3 protein-coding genes are annotated in these 3,616 nt (G+C 36.5%); all 3 read right to left on the reverse strand.

Annotation, left to right across the window (positions count from 1 at the left end; all coding sequences use genetic code 11):
• A partial coding sequence (dxs, locus tag SFT90_04105) for a 1-deoxy-D-xylulose-5-phosphate synthase (protein MDX1949667.1) occupies positions 1-1,775 on the reverse strand: 1,775 nt, incomplete at its 3' end.
• A 251-nt stretch (positions 1,776-2,026) separates the two neighbouring features.
• On the reverse strand, positions 2,027-2,302 hold the full coding sequence (locus SFT90_04110) for a hypothetical protein (GenBank protein ID MDX1949668.1): 276 nt from the start codon (positions 2,300-2,302) through the stop codon (positions 2,027-2,029).
• A gap of 84 nt (positions 2,303-2,386) precedes the next feature.
• Positions 2,387-3,616, reverse strand: a 1,230-nt coding sequence (locus SFT90_04115) for a phosphoglycerate kinase (GenBank protein MDX1949669.1), incomplete at its 5' end; no start/stop codon positions are given.

Below are 3,616 nucleotides of genomic sequence, written 5' to 3' on the forward strand. Positions count from 1 at the left end.
ACCATTGAGCGGAATTTGGTTTTATCATTTATTAAATCATTATCGGTTAAAAATTTTGCAACGAATGAGCCAAAACCACCAACTGAGCCTTCTTCAATAGTTACAATCAATTTTGATTTTTCGGCAAATTGCCTGATTAAATTTTCATCTAATGGTTTTGCAAATCTTGCATCAATTATTGCAGTTTTGATATTTTGTTTTTCTAAATTTTCTGAAGCAATTTTAACTTCTTGAAGCCTCGCCCCATAAGAAATTATTGTTACATCAGGTGATTGATTATCCCAAACCACCCTGCCCTTGCCGATTTCAAGCGGTTCAAGATTTTCAGGAATTTCTAACCCTAAACCCTCACCCCTTGGAAAACGAAAAGCAATCGGTGATGAATTATGATTTGCCGCCGTTATAATCATTCTTGCAAGCTCAATTTCATTTGAAGATGCCATCAGAACAAAATTTGGCAAGCACCCCAAATATGCGACATCAAAACTGCCTGCGTGCGTTGCACCATCTGCACCAACAAGCCCTGCCCTATCTAATGCAAATTTCACAGGTAAATTTTGGATTGCGACATCGTGAATAACTTGGTCATAAGCCCTTTGCATGAATGTTGAATAGATTGCACAAAAAGGTTTATATCCCTCAAACGCTAACCCTGCCGCGAATGTTACGGCGTGTTGCTCAGCAATGCCAACATCAAAAGTTCTTTCTGGAAATTCTTTGCCGAATTTATTTAAGCCTGTTCCACTAGGCATTGCGGCGGTTATTGCTAAAATTTTCTCATCATTTTTTGCAATTTTTATGAGTGTATCTGCAAAAATCTCAGTGTAAGTTTTTACTCCTTGTGTTGCCTTTGATTGCACTTTGGTTTCCACATCAAATTTGCGAACAGCGTGAAATTTTTCAGATGAAGCCTCAGGAGATTCAAACCCATAGCCCTTTTCAGTAACCACGTGAATTAAATAAGGCTTTTTATCTTTTGATTTTTTGATGTTACGCAAAACTGGTAACAAATGATCTAAATTATGGCCATCTAGTGGGCCGATATAATCAAAGCCCATTTCCTCAAAAAAATTACCACCAACCACAACATCTTTAGCAATTTGCTCAGTTTTTTTAACGGCTCTTTCAAAATAATTTGGCAGATGCTTCACAGCTTTTAAGGCAAATTTTTTGAAATTATTATAAGTTTTGCCTGAAATTAATTTCGCTAGATACGCTCTCATCGCACCAGTTGGGGGTGCGATTGACATATCATTATCATTCAAAATTACGATTAATTTTGAGTTGCTATCACCAGCGTTGTTTAGGGCTTCATAGGCCATTCCGGCACTCATCGCACCATCGCCGATAACAGCAATTACATCATTATCTTTATTGTTTTTATCGCGTGCAATCGCCATTCCTAACGCTGCAGAAATTGAGGTTGAGCTATGCCCTGCACCGAAAGGGTCATACTCACTCTCAGAAGTTTTTGTAAAGCCAGAAAGCCCACCACCTTTACGCAGAGTGTGCATTCTATCTTTTCTGCCTGTCAAAATTTTATGAGGATAAGCTTGATGCCCAACATCCCAAATTAGTCTATCATTTGGCGTATCAAACACATGATGAATTGCGACTGTAAGTTCAACCACGCCAAGCCCCGCACCCAAATGACCACCAGTTTTGGAAACCGCCTCAATAGTCGCCTGACGCAACTCACCAGCGAGTTGTTTCAGCTCATCATCAGAGAAATTTTTTATATCAGATGGAAAATTTACTTTACTTAAAAGACTCATCAAATAGCTGCTTAAATTTTACTACGACCGCAAAAATATAACTTAATGAGAATTTATCAAGAATGATATTTTTAATATTTTGGCAGTGTTCAATATTTATAAATTTAAGCTCCTTAAACACAAATTGTCACCCCGCATTTATTGCGGGGTTAATGGCTAAAAGTGTTTATAAAACTAGGTTTTGAGCTTATCTTATGGTTTACCCCGCAACAAGTGTGGGGTGATACTAGAGTAAAGATGGAAGAATTATTCTATCTCATTCTGCTTCTTGAAATTAGCCTTCTATGATAAAGGCCGGTTTTAGCGTTATAAACATAGTCTATGTCTGGATATTTTCTAGTTTTGTTGAAGATGTATCCAACATTATTTTTACGATTAATTTCGCATCTTCTTTTTTCAACTTGGCTTCTAGCTTGGAAACAAACAGCATTTTTATATCTAGCATTATTCCTATGAAATTCACAGGCATTGCTTGAATTTGCAAAGAATAAAATTGTTAAAAAGGATAATATAAAAGTTTTTTTCATATGATTTATTTTTATATTGTCATCTTGAGCGAAGCGAAAGATCTAGATTCTTCGCTTCGCTCAGAATGACAAAAAGCAGAATTTCTAAGCAACTTTTTGTTTTTTGGCATTTTTAGTAAGGGCTGAAATACCAGGCAATCCTTTGCCTTCAAGCCATTCTAAAAACGCACCACCTGCTGTTGAAACATAAGTAAAATTATTCACAACCCCAGCCGTTGCAAGCAAAGCAACTGTATCACCACCACCAGCAATAGATTTCAAGCCATTTTCACGAGTTAGTAAGGAAACCAATTTTGCAAGCGTTACGCTTGAATTTTCAAAAGGCGAGGTTTCAAACGCACCAAGTGGGCCATTCCAGATAAGAGTTTTGCTATTTGCAATAATTTGATGCCAATTAAAAATTGATTTAACCCCCGCATCTAAAATTATATCATCTTCAGCAATATCTTTTGATTTAACTTCACATTCCGCAAACTGCTTGAATTCTTTTGCGGTTGTAAAATCAATAGGTAGGTGAATTTTACAATTTTTCTTTTCTGCAAAAGCAAGAATTTCAAGTGCTTTATCTTTCAGATTTTTCTCGCAGAGAGATTTACCAATTTTAATATTTTTGGCATAAAGAAAAGTATTTGCCATTCCACCACCAATTATAAGGTTATCAGCCTTTTCTATAAGTGAAGTTAGAATATCAATTTTGGTAGAAATTTTAGAGCCACCAACTATTGCAGTCAGCGGTTTTTCAGGGCTTTCAAGGGCTTCTGAAATATAAGTTACTTCCTTTTCTAAACATAAACCAGCGTAAGAAGGCAGAAACTCAGTAACCCCAGTGATTGAAGCGTGTGAGCGATGCGAGCAAGAAAAAGCATCATTAACAAAGTATTCCGCTAAATTTGCGAGTTCCTTGCTGAAATTTTTATCATTTTTTTCTTCTTCAGCGTGAAATCTTAAATTTTCAAGCAGAAGAACATCACCATTATTAAGGGCTTCTGAGGCGTGTTCCGCAATAATTCCTCTGCAATCACCTGCGAATTTTACTTCAATATTTTCACCCGCTATTTGAGAGATTTGCTTTGAAACCTCATCAACAATAGGGCTTAGTGAATATGAGGAATCAAATTTGCCTTCTGGCCTGCCAAAGTGAGATATAAGCAAGATTTTTGCCCCTGCTTTTCTAAGGGCAAGAATTGTTGGAATAACCGCATTAATTCTAGTGCAATCAGAAACTTTACCTTGCTTCATCGGCACATTGAGATCCGCACGGATTAAAACTTTTTTACCCTTAATATTTTCAGTCAATAAATCTTTGATAGTTCT

It is taken from the genome of Rickettsiales bacterium, from assembly GCA_033762595.1.
Lineage (GTDB): Bacteria > Pseudomonadota > Alphaproteobacteria > Rickettsiales > UBA8987 > JANPLD01.